This is a genomic window from Ureibacillus sp. FSL K6-2830, assembly GCF_038004145.1.
GTDB classification, from domain to species: domain Bacteria; phylum Bacillota; class Bacilli; order Bacillales_A; family Planococcaceae; genus Ureibacillus; species Ureibacillus thermosphaericus.
This window is the reverse complement of the sequence record NZ_JBBOQR010000001.1, coordinates 1,162,867-1,180,650: the sequence shown is the minus strand read 5'-3', so window position 1 is coordinate 1,180,650 and position 17,784 is coordinate 1,162,867. Positions and strand designations below refer to the sequence as shown.

General features: G+C 34.8%; 17 protein-coding genes. 9 read left to right on the top strand and 8 right to left on the bottom strand.

What is annotated here, in order from left to right; all coding sequences use genetic code 11:
• Positions 1 to 86: 86 nt before the first annotated feature.
• Positions 87 to 974, top strand: coding sequence for a heme o synthase (cyoE, locus tag NSU17_RS05740; protein WP_016837366.1), 888 nt, complete (start codon positions 87 to 89; stop codon positions 972 to 974).
• 456 nt (positions 975 to 1,430) lie between these two features.
• On the opposite strand, the gene NSU17_RS05735 is transcribed toward cyoE, so the two are convergent.
• Both NSU17_RS05735 and NSU17_RS05730 read right to left on the bottom strand, forming a co-directional pair.
• Positions 1,431 to 2,861: a tetratricopeptide repeat-containing diguanylate cyclase gene (locus tag NSU17_RS05735; RefSeq protein WP_340704546.1), complete on the bottom strand. Its 1,431-nt coding sequence runs from the start codon at positions 2,859 to 2,861 to the stop codon at positions 1,431 to 1,433.
• A gap of 243 nt (positions 2,862 to 3,104) precedes the next feature.
• Positions 3,105 to 4,484 (bottom strand): dipeptidase, encoded by a 1,380-nt coding sequence (locus NSU17_RS05730; protein WP_096550246.1) that lies wholly within the window; start codon positions 4,482 to 4,484, stop codon positions 3,105 to 3,107.
• A gap of 221 nt (positions 4,485 to 4,705) precedes the next feature.
• Between NSU17_RS05730 and NSU17_RS05725 the strand changes: the two genes are divergently transcribed.
• Positions 4,706 to 5,251, top strand: a complete 546-nt coding sequence (locus NSU17_RS05725; RefSeq protein ID WP_016837363.1) for an RNA polymerase sigma factor — start codon at positions 4,706 to 4,708, stop codon at positions 5,249 to 5,251.
• A gap of 130 nt (positions 5,252 to 5,381) precedes the next feature.
• Here the strand turns inward: NSU17_RS05725 and NSU17_RS05720 are convergent, their stop codons facing one another.
• The 6 genes from NSU17_RS05720 to NSU17_RS05695 all read right to left on the bottom strand — a co-directional run bounded on the left by NSU17_RS05720 (position 5,382) and on the right by NSU17_RS05695 (position 9,435).
• Positions 5,382 to 5,819 carry a MarR family winged helix-turn-helix transcriptional regulator gene (locus NSU17_RS05720; RefSeq protein ID WP_340704545.1) on the bottom strand — a complete coding sequence of 146 codons (438 nt, stop codon included), beginning with the start codon at positions 5,817 to 5,819 and terminating at the stop codon, positions 5,382 to 5,384.
• 49 nt (positions 5,820 to 5,868) lie between these two features.
• Complete coding sequence (spx, locus tag NSU17_RS05715) at positions 5,869 to 6,279, bottom strand: transcriptional regulator Spx (RefSeq protein ID WP_016837361.1); 411 nt, start codon at positions 6,277 to 6,279, stop codon at positions 5,869 to 5,871.
• A 348-nt stretch (positions 6,280 to 6,627) separates the two neighbouring features.
• A complete protein-coding gene (locus NSU17_RS05710; RefSeq protein WP_016837360.1) occupies positions 6,628 to 6,813 on the bottom strand; it encodes an SE1832 family protein in 186 nt (61 codons plus the stop codon).
• Positions 6,814 to 6,926: 113 nt separating this feature from the next.
• Entirely contained in the window at positions 6,927 to 7,820 is an 894-nt protein-coding gene (locus tag NSU17_RS05705) for a hypothetical protein (RefSeq protein WP_339289309.1), read from the bottom strand.
• Between the two features lie 3 nt (positions 7,821 to 7,823).
• Positions 7,824 to 8,201 (bottom strand): response regulator, encoded by a 378-nt coding sequence (locus NSU17_RS05700; RefSeq protein ID WP_026018993.1) that lies wholly within the window; start codon positions 8,199 to 8,201, stop codon positions 7,824 to 7,826.
• A 187-nt stretch (positions 8,202 to 8,388) separates the two neighbouring features.
• Positions 8,389 to 9,435 (bottom strand): PseG/SpsG family protein, encoded by a 1,047-nt coding sequence (locus NSU17_RS05695; protein ID WP_340704544.1) that lies wholly within the window; start codon positions 9,433 to 9,435, stop codon positions 8,389 to 8,391.
• Positions 9,436 to 9,955: 520 nt separating this feature from the next.
• On the opposite strand from NSU17_RS05695, the gene NSU17_RS05690 reads away from it, so the two are divergent.
• From NSU17_RS05690 to NSU17_RS05660, 7 genes are all read left to right on the top strand, one after another.
• A complete protein-coding gene (locus NSU17_RS05690; protein ID WP_340704543.1) occupies positions 9,956 to 10,510 on the top strand; it encodes an NADPH-dependent FMN reductase in 555 nt (184 codons plus the stop codon).
• A 224-nt stretch (positions 10,511 to 10,734) separates the two neighbouring features.
• Positions 10,735 to 12,078 (top strand): spore germination protein, encoded by a 1,344-nt coding sequence (locus NSU17_RS05685; RefSeq protein ID WP_340704542.1) that lies wholly within the window; start codon positions 10,735 to 10,737, stop codon positions 12,076 to 12,078.
• Positions 12,075 to 13,193: a GerAB/ArcD/ProY family transporter gene (locus NSU17_RS05680; RefSeq protein ID WP_340704541.1), complete on the top strand. Its 1,119-nt coding sequence runs from the start codon at positions 12,075 to 12,077 to the stop codon at positions 13,191 to 13,193. Before NSU17_RS05685 ends, NSU17_RS05680 begins: the two co-directional genes overlap by 4 nt.
• Complete coding sequence (locus NSU17_RS05675; protein ID WP_340704540.1) at positions 13,165 to 14,292, top strand: Ger(x)C family spore germination protein; 1,128 nt, start codon at positions 13,165 to 13,167, stop codon at positions 14,290 to 14,292. Before NSU17_RS05680 ends, NSU17_RS05675 begins: the two co-directional genes overlap by 29 nt.
• A 138-nt stretch (positions 14,293 to 14,430) precedes the next feature.
• Positions 14,431 to 14,748, top strand: coding sequence for a metal-sensitive transcriptional regulator (locus NSU17_RS05670; protein WP_340704539.1), 318 nt, complete (start codon positions 14,431 to 14,433; stop codon positions 14,746 to 14,748).
• 19 nt (positions 14,749 to 14,767) lie between these two features.
• Positions 14,768 to 14,974, top strand: a complete 207-nt coding sequence (gene copZ / locus NSU17_RS05665) for a copper chaperone CopZ (RefSeq protein ID WP_016837351.1) — start codon at positions 14,768 to 14,770, stop codon at positions 14,972 to 14,974.
• A gap of 95 nt (positions 14,975 to 15,069) precedes the next feature.
• Positions 15,070 to 17,499 (top strand): heavy metal translocating P-type ATPase, encoded by a 2,430-nt coding sequence (locus NSU17_RS05660; protein ID WP_340704538.1) that lies wholly within the window; start codon positions 15,070 to 15,072, stop codon positions 17,497 to 17,499.
• Positions 17,500 to 17,784: the final 285 nt, after the last annotated feature.

Here is a 17,784-nt window from a genome sequence, read left to right as displayed (position 1 = left end):
AAAACTGTCGATTGTTGATTCACAAGAAAAAATGGTATGATATATATTAGTTTGTCTATGAAATGATAAGGGGAATATGACATAAAATGCAAAACAAAAAAATAGAATTGTGGAAAAAAGCTGTGAAAACAGGTATTATCAAGTCGAATTTAATTCCGATGTTCGCCGCTTTAATGCTTGCCCTTTATACTTATCATTTAAGTTTCATTGAAAATATACCGAATATGATTTTTGCTCTTATCGGTTCGGCGGCAGTCATCGGAGCAGCTGGAATATTCAACAATATATATGATCATGATATTGATGCGAAGATGTCCCGTACAAAATTGAGACCATCTGTTACTGGTGAAATTAATCTTCGCACGTTGTTGATTGTCGGAATACTATTACTGATTATCGGACTTGGATTTTTAGCCTTGACAACACTAACAGCTGCAATTCTTGGATTCCTTGGTGTATTTTTCTACGTTGTTCCATATACGATGTGGACGAAGAGAAGAACTATTTGGAACACTGAAGTGGGGAGTATTTCTGGTGCGGTTCCACCGTTAATTGGATGGGCGGCTGTTGCACCTACGATCTGGCACCCAGCATGTTGGGCGCTCTTTATCATTATGATCATTTGGCAAATGCCGCATTTCTATGCACTGGCCATCCGTAAGAAGGATGATTATGCAGCAGCAAAAATCCCAATGCTTCCAGTTGTAAAGGGCGTTAAACGCACATATATCCAAACGAATGTGTACTTACTTTTGCTCATGCTAACGAGCTTCCTGTTTGTTCCGTTAAGCTGGGGGTTAACGCTTTCTTCACTAATGCTTGGCGGCATTTGGCTATGGATTAGTTTAGTAGGATATAGACAAATGGACGGGAATAAATGGGCAAATAAAATGTTTGGTTATTCATTAATTTACATGACAGCAGTGTTTGCCACAGTCATTATTTATGCCGGAGTAGGAATGATATTACGTTAAAGTATGATGAGACCGAAAGTTCATTATTGTTAACTTTCGGTCTGATTTTGTTTACATATATCAATAAATTAACATAGTTATTCATAAAAACTCTGCCATAACTATGTCAATAAAGTTTAGTTGCAAGGAAATTCCTGTATATGTAACAAAAAATGCAATGATGAAAAAATAAAAATATAAAATTTGTGAACAAAAATATGATAAAAATGTGACATATTTCGAGAGTTGATGTACAAAGAGATGATGGGGTGCTATTGTAATATTACAATACAGCGAAAAATGTAGTTGCTGTATAAAAAATTGCTCTTTTAGTAAAAGTATCATGTAAGCTCATAAGAACCTAAAATTTGTTCGACTGATCAATAAAACCTCCCCTATATTTTTTATAACTAGCTTATAAGGTTTGGAAAAGGCTGGACGCATTGGCGAACCAGCCTTTTTGTATTTTAACAGTTTTCATTTGAGAGGTAGACAATTTGATTTTTTTCCTTGTCTTTTTGCCATATAGAGAGCTTGATCGGCAACTTTAAAGATTTGAGTGAACTTTTTAGCATATGGAATGCTATTGGTACATACTACTCCGATGCTAACAGTCACTTTAATTTCATTTGTTAAATAGTTTATCTGAAAGGAAGTAATTTCATTATAAAGTTGTTTTGCTCTTTCCATAATTGAATGTGAAGGATATCCTTTTAAGAGGACAATAAATTCATCCCCACCGTAACGACCGACGATGATATTTTCTTTATCTTCATTAGCCACCTTTAAACAAGCCTGTGCGACCCCTTTAATCACTTCATCACATATTAAATGGCCAAAGGTATCATTAATATTTTTAAACGAGTCAATGTCGATGACGACACAACAAATATGTTCATCTGTTTTTTTCATTTCTTTGAGCCACTTGTCACATGCTGTTTCAATATAATAACGATTATATACTCCTGTTAAACTGTCCACATTTGCCCGTTTTTCTATCGCTTTAATGCTTTGATTGACATCCAATTCTCGTATTTTAGATGAAAGGCGAGTGGAAAACAGTTTTTCAACAATTGTTAAATATTCTTTCATCGCTTCGTAAGATTTCTTATAATTGCCAAGGGATTCATAAATTTCTGCAATTACTTTCAATATAGACTTTAATTTCATTTGATTATTATATTCAGAATATATGTTGAAAGATTTATGTAATAATTGCAATGCTATATCATGCTCACCTTTGGAACGATGAAATGTGGCTTTCACATGGAGAAAGTGCGCTTTTTCATGAGGTAGGTTGTTGATATACTGGTTGAGCTCTAGATGATTGATAATTTTTTCTGCCTTCGATAATTCATTCAAACCGATATAACTTGATGCAATACTTAAATAGATATGACATTGCAATAATATTTCGCTAGGGCAATGTTCTTTTGCAATGGCTAATGCTTTTAACGCATAGTGAAGTGCTTTTTCATAGTTTCCTTCATGCAATAAGTAGTTGCTGTAGGAGTTGAAACTGCTGCTTACTGAATAAAACATTTCTAATTCTTGTGCAATCCGTATACATTGCTTCATCGCTTCTTTTGCTTCTTCGAAATTTTCTTCATAAGCATATATCAAAGCACTCAAATAATATAAGTAATACTTATCCCGATCGTCTCCGAATTCATCACACAACACTTTATAATCAAGAATATGTTGGAAAGCGATTTCAATTTCACCTAAATAATAATAACAACAAGCAAGATTCAAATGGGCATTCATCGTGGCCTTAATATCTTCGGTTTTTTTAGCGGTTTCTAATAGTTCTTTACCCAACTCAATAGCTTCTGTATACTTGCCATCGATAAAAAGGTTTCCTGTGAGCGATTCCAACCTTGTTAAATGGTACAATTGAGCGTTCATTTTTCTACCCCTCTCGTTGAAGGAAGGAAGAAATACCTTGGAAACACAATGGTTTTCTGGGTATTTCTTCCCTATTTATATTATAAACTTCAAAGGGATACTAAAATGTATACAATATTTGACAATATAAAAGTAATTTCATGACTTTTCATAAGGGGTCTAAACAGTACAAAATTCTTAAACGTTTTTTATGGAAAATTTAGGTTAGTGAGAAAAAGTTTTAACGAAAATTTTACTACTCAATTACAAAGAGAGGTTGGCAACTTCACATAAATAATCGCAAAGAACACGCAATCCTTTATCAAAGTTTTCTAAGTGGAAGTGTTCATTTGGTGCATGGAAGTTTTCTGTACTTAAACCAAATCCCATTAACACGACAGGGATATTTAAGATTTGATCAAAGGTTGCAACAATTGGAATAGATCCTCCGCCGCGAGTGAATGCAGTAGGGGATTCATACACTTTTTCATACGATTTGCTTGCTGTTTGAATTAATGGGTGGTCAAAAGGTGTAAGATATGGTGCCCCGCTGTCAAATTTCGTTACAGTGACGGTTACCCCTTTAGGTGTATGTTTTTCAATATGATTTTGTATTAACGCAATGATTTTGTCGGGATCTTGGTCTGGAACAAGTCGGCAAGTTATTTTTGCTCCTGCTTCATTTGGTAAAACGGTTTTAATTCCCTCTCCGGAAAATCCACCGAAAATTCCATTGATTTCTAAAGTAGGGCGAGCCCAAGTTCTTTCAAGATAGGAGTAGCCTTCCTCACCAAACAATTCATCAACTCCCAGTTCCTCTTTTAATGCTTCTTCATTAAATTGTAGGTCAGCAAAGGCTTTACGTTCCTCATTTGATAGTGGTCGAACGTCATCATAAAATCCTTCGACTAAAATTTTACCTGTATGATCTCGGAATGAATCAAGAATTGCTACTAACGCATGGATTGCATTTTGCACTCCACCACCGTAAAGACCAGAGTGCAGGTCGCTTTTCGCTCCACGCACATCGATTTGGAGGCCTGTAAGTCCTCGTAATCCATAGCAGATTGCCGGTTTACCTGGACCATACATATTTGTGTCAGAGATTAAAATGAAATCTGCTGCTAATTTATCTTTATTTTCCTCTATATAAGAAGGAAGGTTAGCGCTTCCAATTTCTTCTTCACCTTCATAAATGAATTTTACATTGACAGGCAATGTACCGAGAATCGCGAAAAGTGCTTCAATTGCTTTTAGGTGCATGAATATTTGTCCCTTATCATCGGACGCTCCTCGAGCATACAATTTATTTTCAATGATTTCAGGTTTGAAAGGTTCTGTTTTCCATAAGTGTAATGGATCAACTGGTTGAACGTCATAATGTCCGTAAATTAACACTGTAGGCTTTCCTTCAGCATGAAGCCATTCACCATAAACGACAGGATGCCCAGCTGTTTGGTCAATGGATACATTTTCAAGATTCAATTGTTCCATCTGATTTTTTAGCCATTGAGCTGCACGCTCTATATCTTGCTTATGGTCGGATAGTGCGCTGATGCTAGGAATAGATAAAAATTCAAACAGCTCCTGTAAATGCTTTTCGCGATTTTTTTCAAAATACTCATGAAAACGTTGCAAGTCCATATAAATCCCCCGATTCAAAAAATTTTCTAAAAATTAGTATATCATAGAATTGGAAATTTCAAGCGAATGTCAAAACATTTTGAGAAAGGTAATAAAAAGGGGGAAGCAATAATAGAAATCTTACAGAAATGTAATGTAATTGAAAGCTAATCATATAGAGTGTAATACAAATTTTTGGGAAAATGTATACAGAAAGCTCTTAAATACGGAGGAATTGAACGATGAGTAAAATTTGTGATGTTTACGAAGAGTTTAATCGTTATATATATCATTTATGTTTAAAATTAACGCGCAATCCTTTAGAAGCTGAGGATTTAATGCAAGAGGTGTGGGTAAAAGTTGTCCGCAACCAAAAGCAAGTGGAACAAGTTGATCATGTAAAAGCATGGCTTACGACCATTACAATGAATACGTTTCGAGATCGTTATCGGAAAAATGTGCGCCGCAGTAAGTATGTAATGAATCAACCTGAAACTTTAGACGTTCCAATACTAGAATTGGTTCCAAATAATGAAGTTTCCACAGAAGAACAAATTGAAAAAGTGGTCATTACTAAAATTGTGCAGGAAAAAATGAAACAATTAGATAGTATTTATCAAAAGACGCTTTGGTATTTTTACGTTGAGCAATATTCTTTAGCTGAAATATCCAATTTAATGAAAGTATCAATCGGCACTGTAAAATCCCGCTTATTCCGTGCAAAGCAAAGACTGAAAGAAATTTTAATGTCAGATAACAACTTGGTAGATGTGGTTGTGCCGGTATAACATTGAAAAGTAGCTTGTGGTCATCCAATGGCCACAAGTTTTTTCTATGGAAACAGTAAATGCAAGCTGCTATTATAGGCAACTTGCATTTTCCTTAACATTCGACGTACAAACATACTTCCACCCCTTTTTATTTATAAGGATAATTTTCTAAACATTTTTCAAAAATGTTATGCAATGTTTGGATTTCCTCGTTTGATAACATGCCAAACATGGAATGAACTAATGCCATCACCGGAGTTTTGGATTGTTCTAATACTTTTCTTCCTTCAGGAGTAATTGCGATTTGAGATACGCGGCGATCGTTTGCACTTTGTGTTTTTTGAATATATCCGCTTTTTAACAGTTTCGATGTTAAAACGGTTACTCCGCCTGTTGTAATTTTTAATCGTTCCGCAATGAGAGAAGGGCGTTTTGGACCTTCTTTTGCAAGTAAATCTAACAAAAGAATATGGGTTTTTGAAAAACATAAATCATTAATTTGATTCCATTCATTAGACCATTTTCGCTCTAGCGTTGAAACCACTTCAAATAGGCTGGAAATGGTTTCATATCGTTGGTTATCCATTATTTTCAGCTCCACTTTCATTTTCAGTACAAGGGTAGGGGAAGATAATTTAACTTACAATTTCGTCAGCATGCTTTCTCAATTCATTTAATTCATATACACGAACTTTGCGTGGAATAAATCGACGGATGTCCATTTCGTTATAACCGACTTGGATGCGTTTTTCATCAATTAAAATTGGACTACGCAGCATTCGAGGATGTTCTTTAATTAATTCATAAAGCTCTTGGATGGAAAGTTGATCAATGTCAACATCTAAGTTTTTGAAGTCGTTTGAGTTTGTTGCAATAATTTCATCTGTTCCATCTTCCGTCATGCGCAATATGTTTTTAAACTCTGATAATGTTAGTGGTTGAGATGTAATCCGTTTTTCTGTAAAAGGGATATTGTGTTCTTTTAGCCATTTAATTGCTTTGCGTGAAGAAGAACAACTAGATTGGGTGTAGATGGTAACTGTCATATATACCGCCTCCAATAATGGTTTAGAGTTGTGTTTTGTTATTGTAAGAGAAAACAGCATTAGATATCTTATCAGTAAGATAAATCAAAGTCAATTTTGAAAAAAGTGGACGACTAAATAATGTATAACCATTTTTCTAATAATAATTACGTTTTTATTGGGCGAAAGTTTCAATTTTAGGGAAATTATTTTAGTTGAATATTACAGAAGGGGAAATTTTGATTTTCACAGTAAAAATTAATTTTCTGGAAGAGTAAGAGAATTTAATGGATTTCTTAATTATAATAATGCAAAGTACAATTTCTGTTAGAAAGGGAAATGAATTGAAAAAAAGAAAAAACTCGCGATTTACATTTCCGCGAGTAGCTTATTGAGCTCTGCTAATTTCTTTTCCATACGAGCTAGTCGTTCTTCTGCTTGCATTACCGAATCAATATGGCCAGTATTTTCAAGTTTCTCTATATCGCCTTGCAAATTGATATAATCCATTTTAATTTCAGCAATTTGCTGTTCAATTTCTCGTTTTGTCAACATAATTAACTCCCATCTTTCATGTTCAGTCACATTAATATGGTTATTGTATCATAAAGGATTGGAGTTTTCATTCATCTAAAAAAACAATGGCCGTATTCGACCATTGATGCAAATTAATGGATGTTCACTTTTTCGGGATTTGTAGAAAGGATTAATTGGAAGGATCCTTTTTGAGTTTTCACTGTTACCGTTACAAATTCGCCTGAGACCTTGACATTTTCTTGGAATTTTTGAGGATTCATAGAAAGTTCTGTGCCCCAGTTCGACATGTTGACTAAATAGATTCCGTTATGTAAATTTAGGAATTCACTAAAGGCATCTTTGGCAAGTTCGTCAATTTCAGTTAAATTCTCTTCTGCATAGTTCGATGCAATGTGCAACAACGATTGATCATCAGCTGCAATTGCTGTAAATAGTGGAGCACTTCCAGTAATTTCTTGACTTACGAACCATTTTGAATGATGAACTTCTTCGTTTGAAATTTTAAGGAATGTTTGGCGATCAATGAAGCGAATCATATTTTTCGCAAAAAGGGAAATGTAGTCTCCGTATTGTTCACGAATTTCTTTGTGATCTTTAGTTAAAATGTTTTCCACTAATGCATCGATATTTCCGCTTTGAATTTCCTCAAACTTTTCGGTGGATAGACTATATTCTTTCTTATAGTCATTTAAAGCTGAACTGAATTCGTCCATTGTCATATAACCGCGGTCTATTAACGCTTGTGCTAAATATAGATGGCCTTGTTTTTGATGGGAAATAAGCTCTTCAACTTGTTCTTCTGTTAGATATCCAAGTTCAATAGCAATTTCACCGAAACGCTTGTCCATTTGTTTTTGTTTTTCATGGACTTCATTTACTTGATTAGAAGTCATCAAACCTTTGTCGACAGCAATAACACCAAACTTTACGTGCACCGCTTCTTGATACTCTAGCACATCTTGAAGTTGTTCATTTGTAATCAATCCACGATTTAATAAGTAGTGACCGAAATATTGGCTAAACATGGATTATCCCTCCTTTAAGGCTTTCTCAACAATGTTCGTAAGAGTTTCAAATTGAATAGGTTTTTGAATAAAATCATATGCACCAAGTTGAAGGGCTTCTTTTAATTTGCTGCTTGTACCAACGGAAGAGGCCATTATAACCTTCGTCTCAGGACTAATTTCTTTGATTTCTTTAAGTGTTTCAATTCCATCTTTTTCAGGCATAACGATATCTAAAAATACTAGATTTGGCTTATATTTTTCTACTTGTTCTACTGCTGAAATGCCATTTTGTGCTTCATAGATTGCTTGAAAATTTAATTCTTCGAGGGCTTCTTTTAATTTCTTTCTAATGAGGAGAGAATCGTCACAAATTAGAACTGTAAATTTTTCCAATGCCATCAGCTCCTTTTATTAATACCTACTTATTTATATAGTACTACATACCTATGAAGATTTTCTAGATGACTATCCAAAAATTTTAACAATTAACAAAATTTATGGATATTTAATATAAAAAGACAGCCGATTCTAAAATCGAACCGGCTAAAAGTTTTGATATATAGGAAAATAGTATTGGAAAGCTAGGTTATAATGATACAATATTATGCCGTTCATAGGCGAAATCTAGTAGAAGCGATTTTAATACTTCATTATTATCTTGAATTTCTAATTGAATTTGTTTTCGAACTGCTCGTTCACGTCTTGCTTCATGGAGCAATAATTCCATAACAGCATTTTGAATGTTAGACTGCTTCATTTTGCGCCCCAATCCTAAGTTTATAAAACCGTTATTTTCTCTTGGAAAGATATTATTTAATTCCCGTTCATTTTGTGCTGATATGATGCAAGGGATACCGACGGCAGCCACTTTATATGGCGTATAGTTGGCGTTACAAATGACGATATCTGCAACTGGCAATAATTTATCGAGTGGTTTATCATCTTTGAAAATTTTTGTATTTCTTCGGCTCAACGCCATCATTTGTAAATCGCTGATTGAATGCTTATATTCTCGATCTATTGCTATTGTCACTTTTAGTGGGATTTGTAGGTGGGTTAAGTGGCGCAAAGTACGGTATGTTAAGTTGTTGTCGTCTCCATCTTCATAAGCAACGACGATATGTGGCGGGTTTGATAATTCGTTAGAAACTCTAGATTCAGCAATTGATTTTAGTGTATCCGTAACCGCGAAGGCGAAGCTTCCTGCTAGAATATTTTGAGCAGTCGTTTCTCTCGTTTCTTCTAATATAGACATAATATTGCAATCAGCAAGCTCTGCTCCCTCACCAAAATCATCGAAATGCACTAACGTTTTGCACAGCGGTCTAATCGTTTCTACATATTCAACATACGTATCTTTTCCATCTTGTACAATTAAATCTGGCTGTAATTCTTTCAGGTGTTTTACTAGTTCGTCGATATGGTCATAGAGTATCGGTGAAAGTTGTGCATCTGTAAATATTTCTAACGCTTCATCTGATACATTTTTAAGAAAAACCGTAACGTCCTCTTCAGTTTTTAATAGTTTTGCAAGGATGCTCGTTCTTTCAAATGGGTAGTAGCCTTTAATAGCACTATACTCAACGATAAAAGCAATTTTCTTTTTTGGTTTTCTACTCAAATCATTCTGCATACCAATCCCATCCTTTCCCAATCATTATTTAAAATATGGTTAAATATTTGAAAGTATGTGTGAAATTATAAATAAGTAAAAGATTTTCAACTTTCTAGCTTTGAAATATTGATTATTTTATGATGGGGAAAGGAAGAAAATGAAAGGTTGTTTACTATGAACAGACGTTCAGCTATGGTTTTTGGCGGAACAGTGGGAATGCTTTCTGTTATCATATCAGACCTGGCGAATAGTTTGAGAGAAACCGCAAGTCCGAAAACTGGCAAGTGTTTGTAAATAATTTGATTTTGTTGATGAATTAAAAAACAAAAATGAATTTTCGTTTAGTATAAATTAAATGAATGCTCCATAATAAAATGAGAATGCCGCGTTAAAATACCCGTCAGTAAACTAACAATGAAATAATATTTTCAGCCTAAAGACTGAACTTTTTCTTTTTTAATACGGTTCCCTATCGAAAGATTTGTGCATTTGCTACAATTAACAGATGGATGATAACAATAGATGGAGGATTTACAACATGAAAATTCTACTCGTAGATGGTACAGTTTTTGGTACAAAGACGGGTGCGCTCTTAAGACAGGTGGAGCAATATATAAAAGAATTTGATTCCAATTTGGAATTGGAAATATTATATTTTTCTAAATTAAAACATCAAATTTTAGATGGAAGTCCGCTTAATGATGATATGAAAATGATGATTCAAAAATTCGAAGAAGCGGATGGCTATATATTTGCAACGCCTATTTACCAAGCGTCCATTCCTGGCGTATTAAAAAATGCTTTAGATATGTTGCCACCAAAAGCGTTGCGCTATAAACCAGCAGCAATTGTGGCTAATGGCGGCACATTCCAACACCATTTAGTTGTGGAAAATCAATTCAGACCGATTTTAGATTATTTCCGCTGTTTAGTCACTCCAAACTACGTATATACTCATACATCCCATTTTGGTGAAAATGATCAAATTATCGATCAGGATATTCATGAGCGTTTACGTGAATTAGCTCGCGTCTTCGTTCAATATTGCAAAATGAGCGAAACGCTAACGAAAGAGCCGATTGATAAACACTAATTTTTCTAAATTTGAAAATAGAAAGACTTTAATTGAAAACACCTGTAATTCTTTGTGAATAAGATTTACAGGTGTTTTTATGTATTCAATTCATCACTAATTTTTATCCTTTTTATGAGTAAAGAGCATAAATCGTTTTCATAAATTTATGGTTAGCAAGTATGTGAATTGGATATTCTAAAATATATACTGCTTCATACTATAGAAGATTGGAGATTATCTCAATGTCTTCAAAAGTAACTCTTTCATGGATTGCCAGTCAATTTGAAGATAAGAATGATTTAATACAAAAGAAGTTAGAGTTAGATCATAAACAAATTACAGTATTATTTATTAAATCGCTAATTGATCAGGAATTGTATCAAAAATACATTATTAATCCATTTTTTGAATTGCCGACACAAGAACAATTTAACCTTTACTTATTTGCATTACCTCAATTTCAAGAAGTCCCTTCAAAAGAAAAAGCACTTTATTTTGTGATGGAAGGGAATGTACTTATTGAAATTCAAGACAATTTATATTCCCTTGATTTCAAGTTATCAAAAAATAGTGATGTCAATTCTACTTCTGTTGAAACAACCATCCATGGATCTGAATTGGCATTAAGTGATAACTTGATGACCAATATTAATGTGATACGTTCTTCGTATCATCAACCGTCTTTAATGATTGAATATTTCGAAAAAGGTGAAGTAAATAAGCCAAAAATGGCGCTAATTTATGATGATAAAAAAGTAAAACGAAAGGCATTGGAAAGTATCAGGGAAAAATTAGAGAAAATTGATATGCAAGTCATTACAGAGGCACCTCAATTCAATACTTTATTAAATGATCAACGGTATTCCTTATTTCCTAAAATGTTACTAACAGAACGTCCAGACCGAATTGTTTACAACCTTGCTGGTGGGAAAGTGATATTGTTGGTAGACGGCAGCCCTCAATCAATGATTGCGCCTGTCGTATTTTTCGATTTTATGACAACCATGGAAGATAATTACCATACATTAGCGATTTCATATTATTTAAAATTGCTGCGTTATATTGGTATATTCGTATGTATTTTACTTCCAGGAATTTATATAGGCGCTGTGTCCTTTTCACCAGAGGTATTTCGAACAGAATTAATGTTGACCATCGCAGGAAGCAGAATGGGAGTTCCATTTACTTCCTTTGTAGAAGTATTATTTATGCTTTTTTTTATGGAACTGTTACTCGAGGCGAGTATTCGACTTCCGAAGGCGATTAGTGCAACGGCAGCAACGGTTGGAGGTCTTATTTTAGGAACAGCTGTAACGGAAGCGGCCCTTGCTTCTAATATCATGGTCATTATCGTATCGGCAGTTGCAATCTCGACCTTCGTCATTCCTGTTAATGAAATGGCGTTTGCAATACGCATCGTACGATTAATTTTAATTGTGATTGCGAGTATTTTTGGATTAGCTGGCCTCACATTAGGTTTTTTATGTTTCATTATGTATCTAGTAAATTTGACAAGCTTTGGGGAACCGTATTTAAGGTTTTATAACTACCGAAAAGGTAATCAGGATTCGGAGGGACAGGCTTGAGTCGATTTTATTATTATTTAGTCATGATTAATATGATTGCAAATATTATTTCAGCTGTTCCTACCATTCTTTTGCGGTATCGAAACGATGGAGCTGTATTGTCTTTAATTGTCGGTATCATATTAGGGCTAGTAATTGTGATTGTTTATACGAAATTTTTTAATGCCTTCCCAGGGAAGACATTTCCGGAACTGTTGGTACAAACGACATCTAAATGGTTTTACTATCCATTATTATTTTTTATGGCGGTTATGTGGTTTATTGCAGGGATAAGCACATTAATTACTTACTCTTTTTTGCTTATACGGTATTTAACTCCTGATATACCAATTATGCTTATGGGGTTAACCTTAATTTTATCTATTATATTTGGATGTTTTATGAAAACCGATCGAGTGTTATACACCATCGAAATCGTTTTTGTAATTAATTTTCCTATCATTATTTTTATTATTATCAAAGCATATACAAGCAAAAATTTAAATTGGGATTTTATTAGGGAAGCAATGTTACATGTTGTGCAAGCACCCAATATACATGCAGTTTCTTCAAGTATATTTTTATTTCTTGGCGTAGTGAATCTCGTGATTTTTAACCGTTTCTTTACCCAAAAACAAAACTTTGGTTTAAAACAAATCATTGTACTTGTTTTTATCGCCATTGCAACCACTTTTACGACTTATTTTATACCAATCGGTTTTCATGGTTCGGAGTCAATCGGTGAGCTTGTCTATCCATGGATTGCAACGAGCGACTCCATGAGAATGAAATATTTTGTAATAGAACGTCTAGTATATGTTTTTTTACTTCTTTATTTATCAATGGCTTTTTTAAGTATCTTGATTCACTGGCATGTAGCGGTCGAGTTATTCAAGTTTATTTTCAAATTAGAAAAAATGAAATTTAAAGGAATAAATATCGGCTATATCATTTTGATTGTCTTTTTCACCGTTAGTTCTCTCTATATAATCGTATCATTAACAGAGTATCAGTTGTTTCAATACTCCAAATACTTCTTCAACATAAGTGTTGTTACTATCTTTGTCATGACATTTTTATTTATCTATATCATTAGGAGGATGAAAGGTGTTAATAAAAAAGCGAATGAAAGCTAAAGTATTCATCCTAATAACGATTCCATTCCTCATCGTTCTCACAGGTTGTGGAGAATTCAAAGATATAGATAGAATGGTGTTTGTTTCGATGATTGGGATTGATCAGACCGATGATCCTGAAAAACCATACAAAATCATTTTAAAGCTTTACGTTCCTACGAGTTCGTTTAGACAAAATTCAACGCCTGAGTACACATATCTTTCAAAAAACGGTAAGACGTTAGCAGAAACGATTTCGATATTGGAATCACATTTAGATAAAGAATTGGATTTTGGCCACTCGAAGTTAATTGTGGTTGGGGAGAAAATACTTCAAAATGATAATTATAAGGAAATATTGGATTATCTCATCCGAAAACATGATATTCAAATGATTTCTTATTTTGCAGTGGGTAGACCTGCTGCTGAAGAGATTATTAAATTTTTACCTGCAGGGGAAACAGCATTACAACCAACCATCTTTAATTATTTTGACAATAACGGAGCAGAAAGTTCATACATTATCTCCACTTTTTTATTTGATTTGCGAAGAAGGTTAAAAGAAGAAGGAATTGATCCAATTTTACCGATTGTTGAAATGAACGAACCGAAAACACATTTTATTATTAATAAATCAATAGTACTGGCAGATAATCGGCCTCCATACGAATTAGATATCGACAAAACATTACTTTTTAAAACACTTTCTATGGGGGCAAAGAGGATATTCTTTGCTGTAAAAAGAGAAGGTGAATATTTTGTTTCTAGAATTGACTCCATCAAGTCAAAATACAATGTAAATGTAGAAAATAAAAAAGCTTCAATAAAAATCGAAATCAAATTAGCAGGGATGATTACCGAATCAAAGAAACCATTAAGCAATAAAGAATTATCAAGATATAGCAAAATGTTAGATGAGGAAATGAAGGAAAAAGTGTCAGAATTTATTCATGAAATGAAAAGGGAAGGATATGACCCGTTCGGTTTCGGTTTGAAATATTATGCTCATACTTTGCCTAAAAATCGAATGACTCACGAGGAATGGGTAGAAGCATATAAAAACGCAGACGTAGAAGTGATTGTAAAGTCAAGTTTGAAGAGTACAGGTAGCATTCAATAAATTGAACCAGTATAGGGGAAAGTCGTGGAAAAAGATCGAGTTGGAAAAAACAATTCCATATTAGATCTTTTTTCTTTCTTCTAATTAATTGCATACCATACCACCGTATAGTATAATGAGTTTAAGGATTGGAGGTAGATGAAACTGGAAAATCTGAATGAAGAGCATTGTTCTCACCGAAAGAGCCACCATCCAGAACATGTAAAAAAGGATTTAATCACCCGTTTGAATCGAATTGAAGGACAAATTCGTGGCATTAAAGGCATGATTGAACGGGATGTATATTGTGATGATGTGATTACGCAAATTGCTGCTACTCAATCGGCTTTAAATAGCGTTGCCAAAATCTTATTAGAAGGACACATTAAAGGATGTGTTGTCGATCGATTAGCAGAAGGAGATTCGGGAATCATCGATGAATTGGTGGTAACGATTCAAAAGTTGATGCGAAAATAAATTAAAGGGAGGAAACGTGATGGAAAACGTGACATTACAGGTAAAAGGAATGTCTTGCAATCACTGTGTAAAAGCGGTTGAAGGGAGCGTTGGTGCTTTAGATGGAGTACAAGAGGTAAAAGTGAATTTAGCAGCTGGCGAAGTAAATGTAACTTTTGATCAGTCAAAAGTAACAATCGATCAAATTAAAGAAACAATCGATGAACAAGGTTACGATGTGGAATAATAAACGTAATTAGGTTAAGTGCTTTTCAAATAAAGCACTTTTCTTCTCCCATTTAATATACCCTATAAAGGTATACACAAGAGGTGAACCTCATTATGAATCAAGAACAAAACCCTAATGTAAAAGAAACATCGCTGCAAATAACGGGAATGACTTGTGCAGCTTGTGCTAATCGCATTGAAAGAGGATTAAAGAAAATACCAGGGGTTGAGAATGCCCATGTCAACTTGGCGTTAGAAAAATCAACGATTCATTTTGATCCAAACAAGATTAGTGTAAAAGAATTAGAAAAGAAAATTGAAGATTTAGGCTATGGCGTTGCAAAAGAGAAAAAGGAACTCGTCATTACAGGAATGACTTGTGCAGCTTGTGCCAATCGCATTGAAAAAGGGCTCAATAAAATGTCTGGCATTTCAAATGCTACGGTCAATCTTGCTTTAGAAAATGCGACGGTCGAATTTCATCCTTCTGAAGTCAGCCTTTCAGATATCATTCAGCGGATTGAAAAATTAGGGTATGGTGCCCATGTAAAAGAAAATGATCAAGAAGAGCTGGATTATCGCGTTCAAGAAATCTACAAGCAAAAGAGTAAATTCATCATTGCTGCTATCTTTTCTTTACCATTATTGTGGACGATGGTCGGGCATTTTCCGTTTACTTCTTTCATCTATATGCCGAAGTTTTTAATGAATCCTTGGGTGCAAATGGCGTTTGCTACTCCGGTGCAATTTATTATTGGATGGCAGTTTTATGTTGGTGCATATAAAGCTTTAAAAAACGGCAGCGCCAATATGGACGTTCTTGTTGTGCTCGGTACGTCCGCTGCATACTTTTACAGTTTATATCAAACACTGAAAACACTGGATACTCATATACACCCTGAACTTTATTTTGAAACAAGCGCAGTATTAATTACATTAATTCTTTTAGGGAAATTATTTGAAGCGAAAGCGAAAGGACGTTCATCAGAAGCGATTAAGAAACTGATGGGGTTACAAGCAAAAACTGCCATTGTTTTAAGGGATGGTGTGGAAAAGGAAATTCCTCTAGAAGAAGTGGTTGTTGGTGATATTATTTTCGTTAAACCAGGAGAGAAAATTCCTGTAGACGGCGAAGTGATTGAAGGAATGACGGCTGTAGACGAATCGATGTTAACAGGTGAAAGCATTCCAGTAGATAAATCAGTTGGTTCCATTGTATACGGTTCAACTATTAATAAAAATGGTTTCATGAAAATAAAAGCCACAAAAGTTGGGCGCGATACAGCCCTTGCTCAAATTATAAAAATTGTAGAAGCTGCTCAAGGGTCAAAAGCTCCTATTCAACGACTTGCCGATCAAATTTCCGGCATTTTTGTCCCGATTGTAGTAGGTATTGCGATTATAACTTTTATTGCTTGGCTTTTCTTTATTACACCGGGGGAAGTGACACCAGCATTAGAAGCAATGATTTCCGTTTTAGTCATTGCTTGTCCTTGTGCGCTAGGTCTTGCAACACCGACATCTATTATGGCTGGTACGGGAAGAGCAGCAGAGTTCGGGATTTTATTTAAAGGTGGAGAGTATCTTGAACAAGCTCACCATATCGACACAGTCGTAGTGGATAAAACAGGGACTGTTACAAAAGGTGAACCAGAATTAACGGATTTTTCTTTGGCAGAAGGTGAAGATGAAAAAACTATTCTTTCCTTTATCGGTTCTGTTGAAAAGCAATCAGAACATCCTTTAGCCCAAGCTATTGTGAAAGGGATTGAAAAGAAGGGAATCGCCTTTCGAGAAGTTCAAGCATTTGAAGCAATTCCTGGCATGGGTGTTAAAGGAATCGTCGATGGAAAAGAAGTGCTCATCGGAACTAGAAGATTAATGCAAAGCCATCATGTGGAAATAACAGACGTTTTACCTCTTATGGAACAGTTTGAGAAAAAAGGAAAAACTGCTATGTTAGTGAGCATTGATGGCAAGTATACAGGGTTAGTTGCTGTCAGCGATACGGTGAAAGATACGTCAAAACGAGCAATTCAACGACTAAAAGAAATGGACATTGAAGTGATTATGCTGACAGGAGATAATAAACGAACGGCGAAAGCAATTGGAGAGGAAGTTGGCATCGATCAAGTAATCGCTGAAGTGCTTCCAGAACAGAAAGCAGAAAAAATTAAAAAATTGCAGAATGAAGGAAAAAAGGTCGCAATGGTCGGAGATGGCATTAACGATGCTCCTGCTTTAGCTGTAGCAGATATCGGAATGGCGATTGGTACTGGAACAGACATAGCAATAGCGGCAGCGGATATTACGTTAATGCGCGGCGATTTAAATAGCATTGCGGATGCAATTTTGATAAGTCATAAAACAATGCGAAACATTAAGCAAAATTTGTTCTGGGCCTTTGCCTATAATACGCTAGGTATTCCGATTGCAGCGGCAGGATTCCTTGCACCATGGGTTGCCGGTGCAGCGATGGCCTTCAGCTCGGTTTCGGTGGTATTGAATGCATTACGATTGCAACGAGTAAAACTAAATTCATAGCGTTATGAGGGGTGTCTAGAAAGTCGACAATTTTCTAGACACCCTTCTCTCTTGATAAACTTGATTTTTTAAAAATTTTTGCTCCTGTGGTTGTCGAAACTAGTTTCCATTATCCTCGTTTTAAGTGTTCGTCTCAAATGACTTTTCCGGCGTCCCCTTTTTCAAAAATTATCGTTACCTCGCAAGTTTCGGGAAAAATTTGACGACTTTGAATAAAATATTTGCAACTTCCGATTTAACTTCAACGCATAAATCCCTATGAAATGCAAATGCTGTAAATATAAC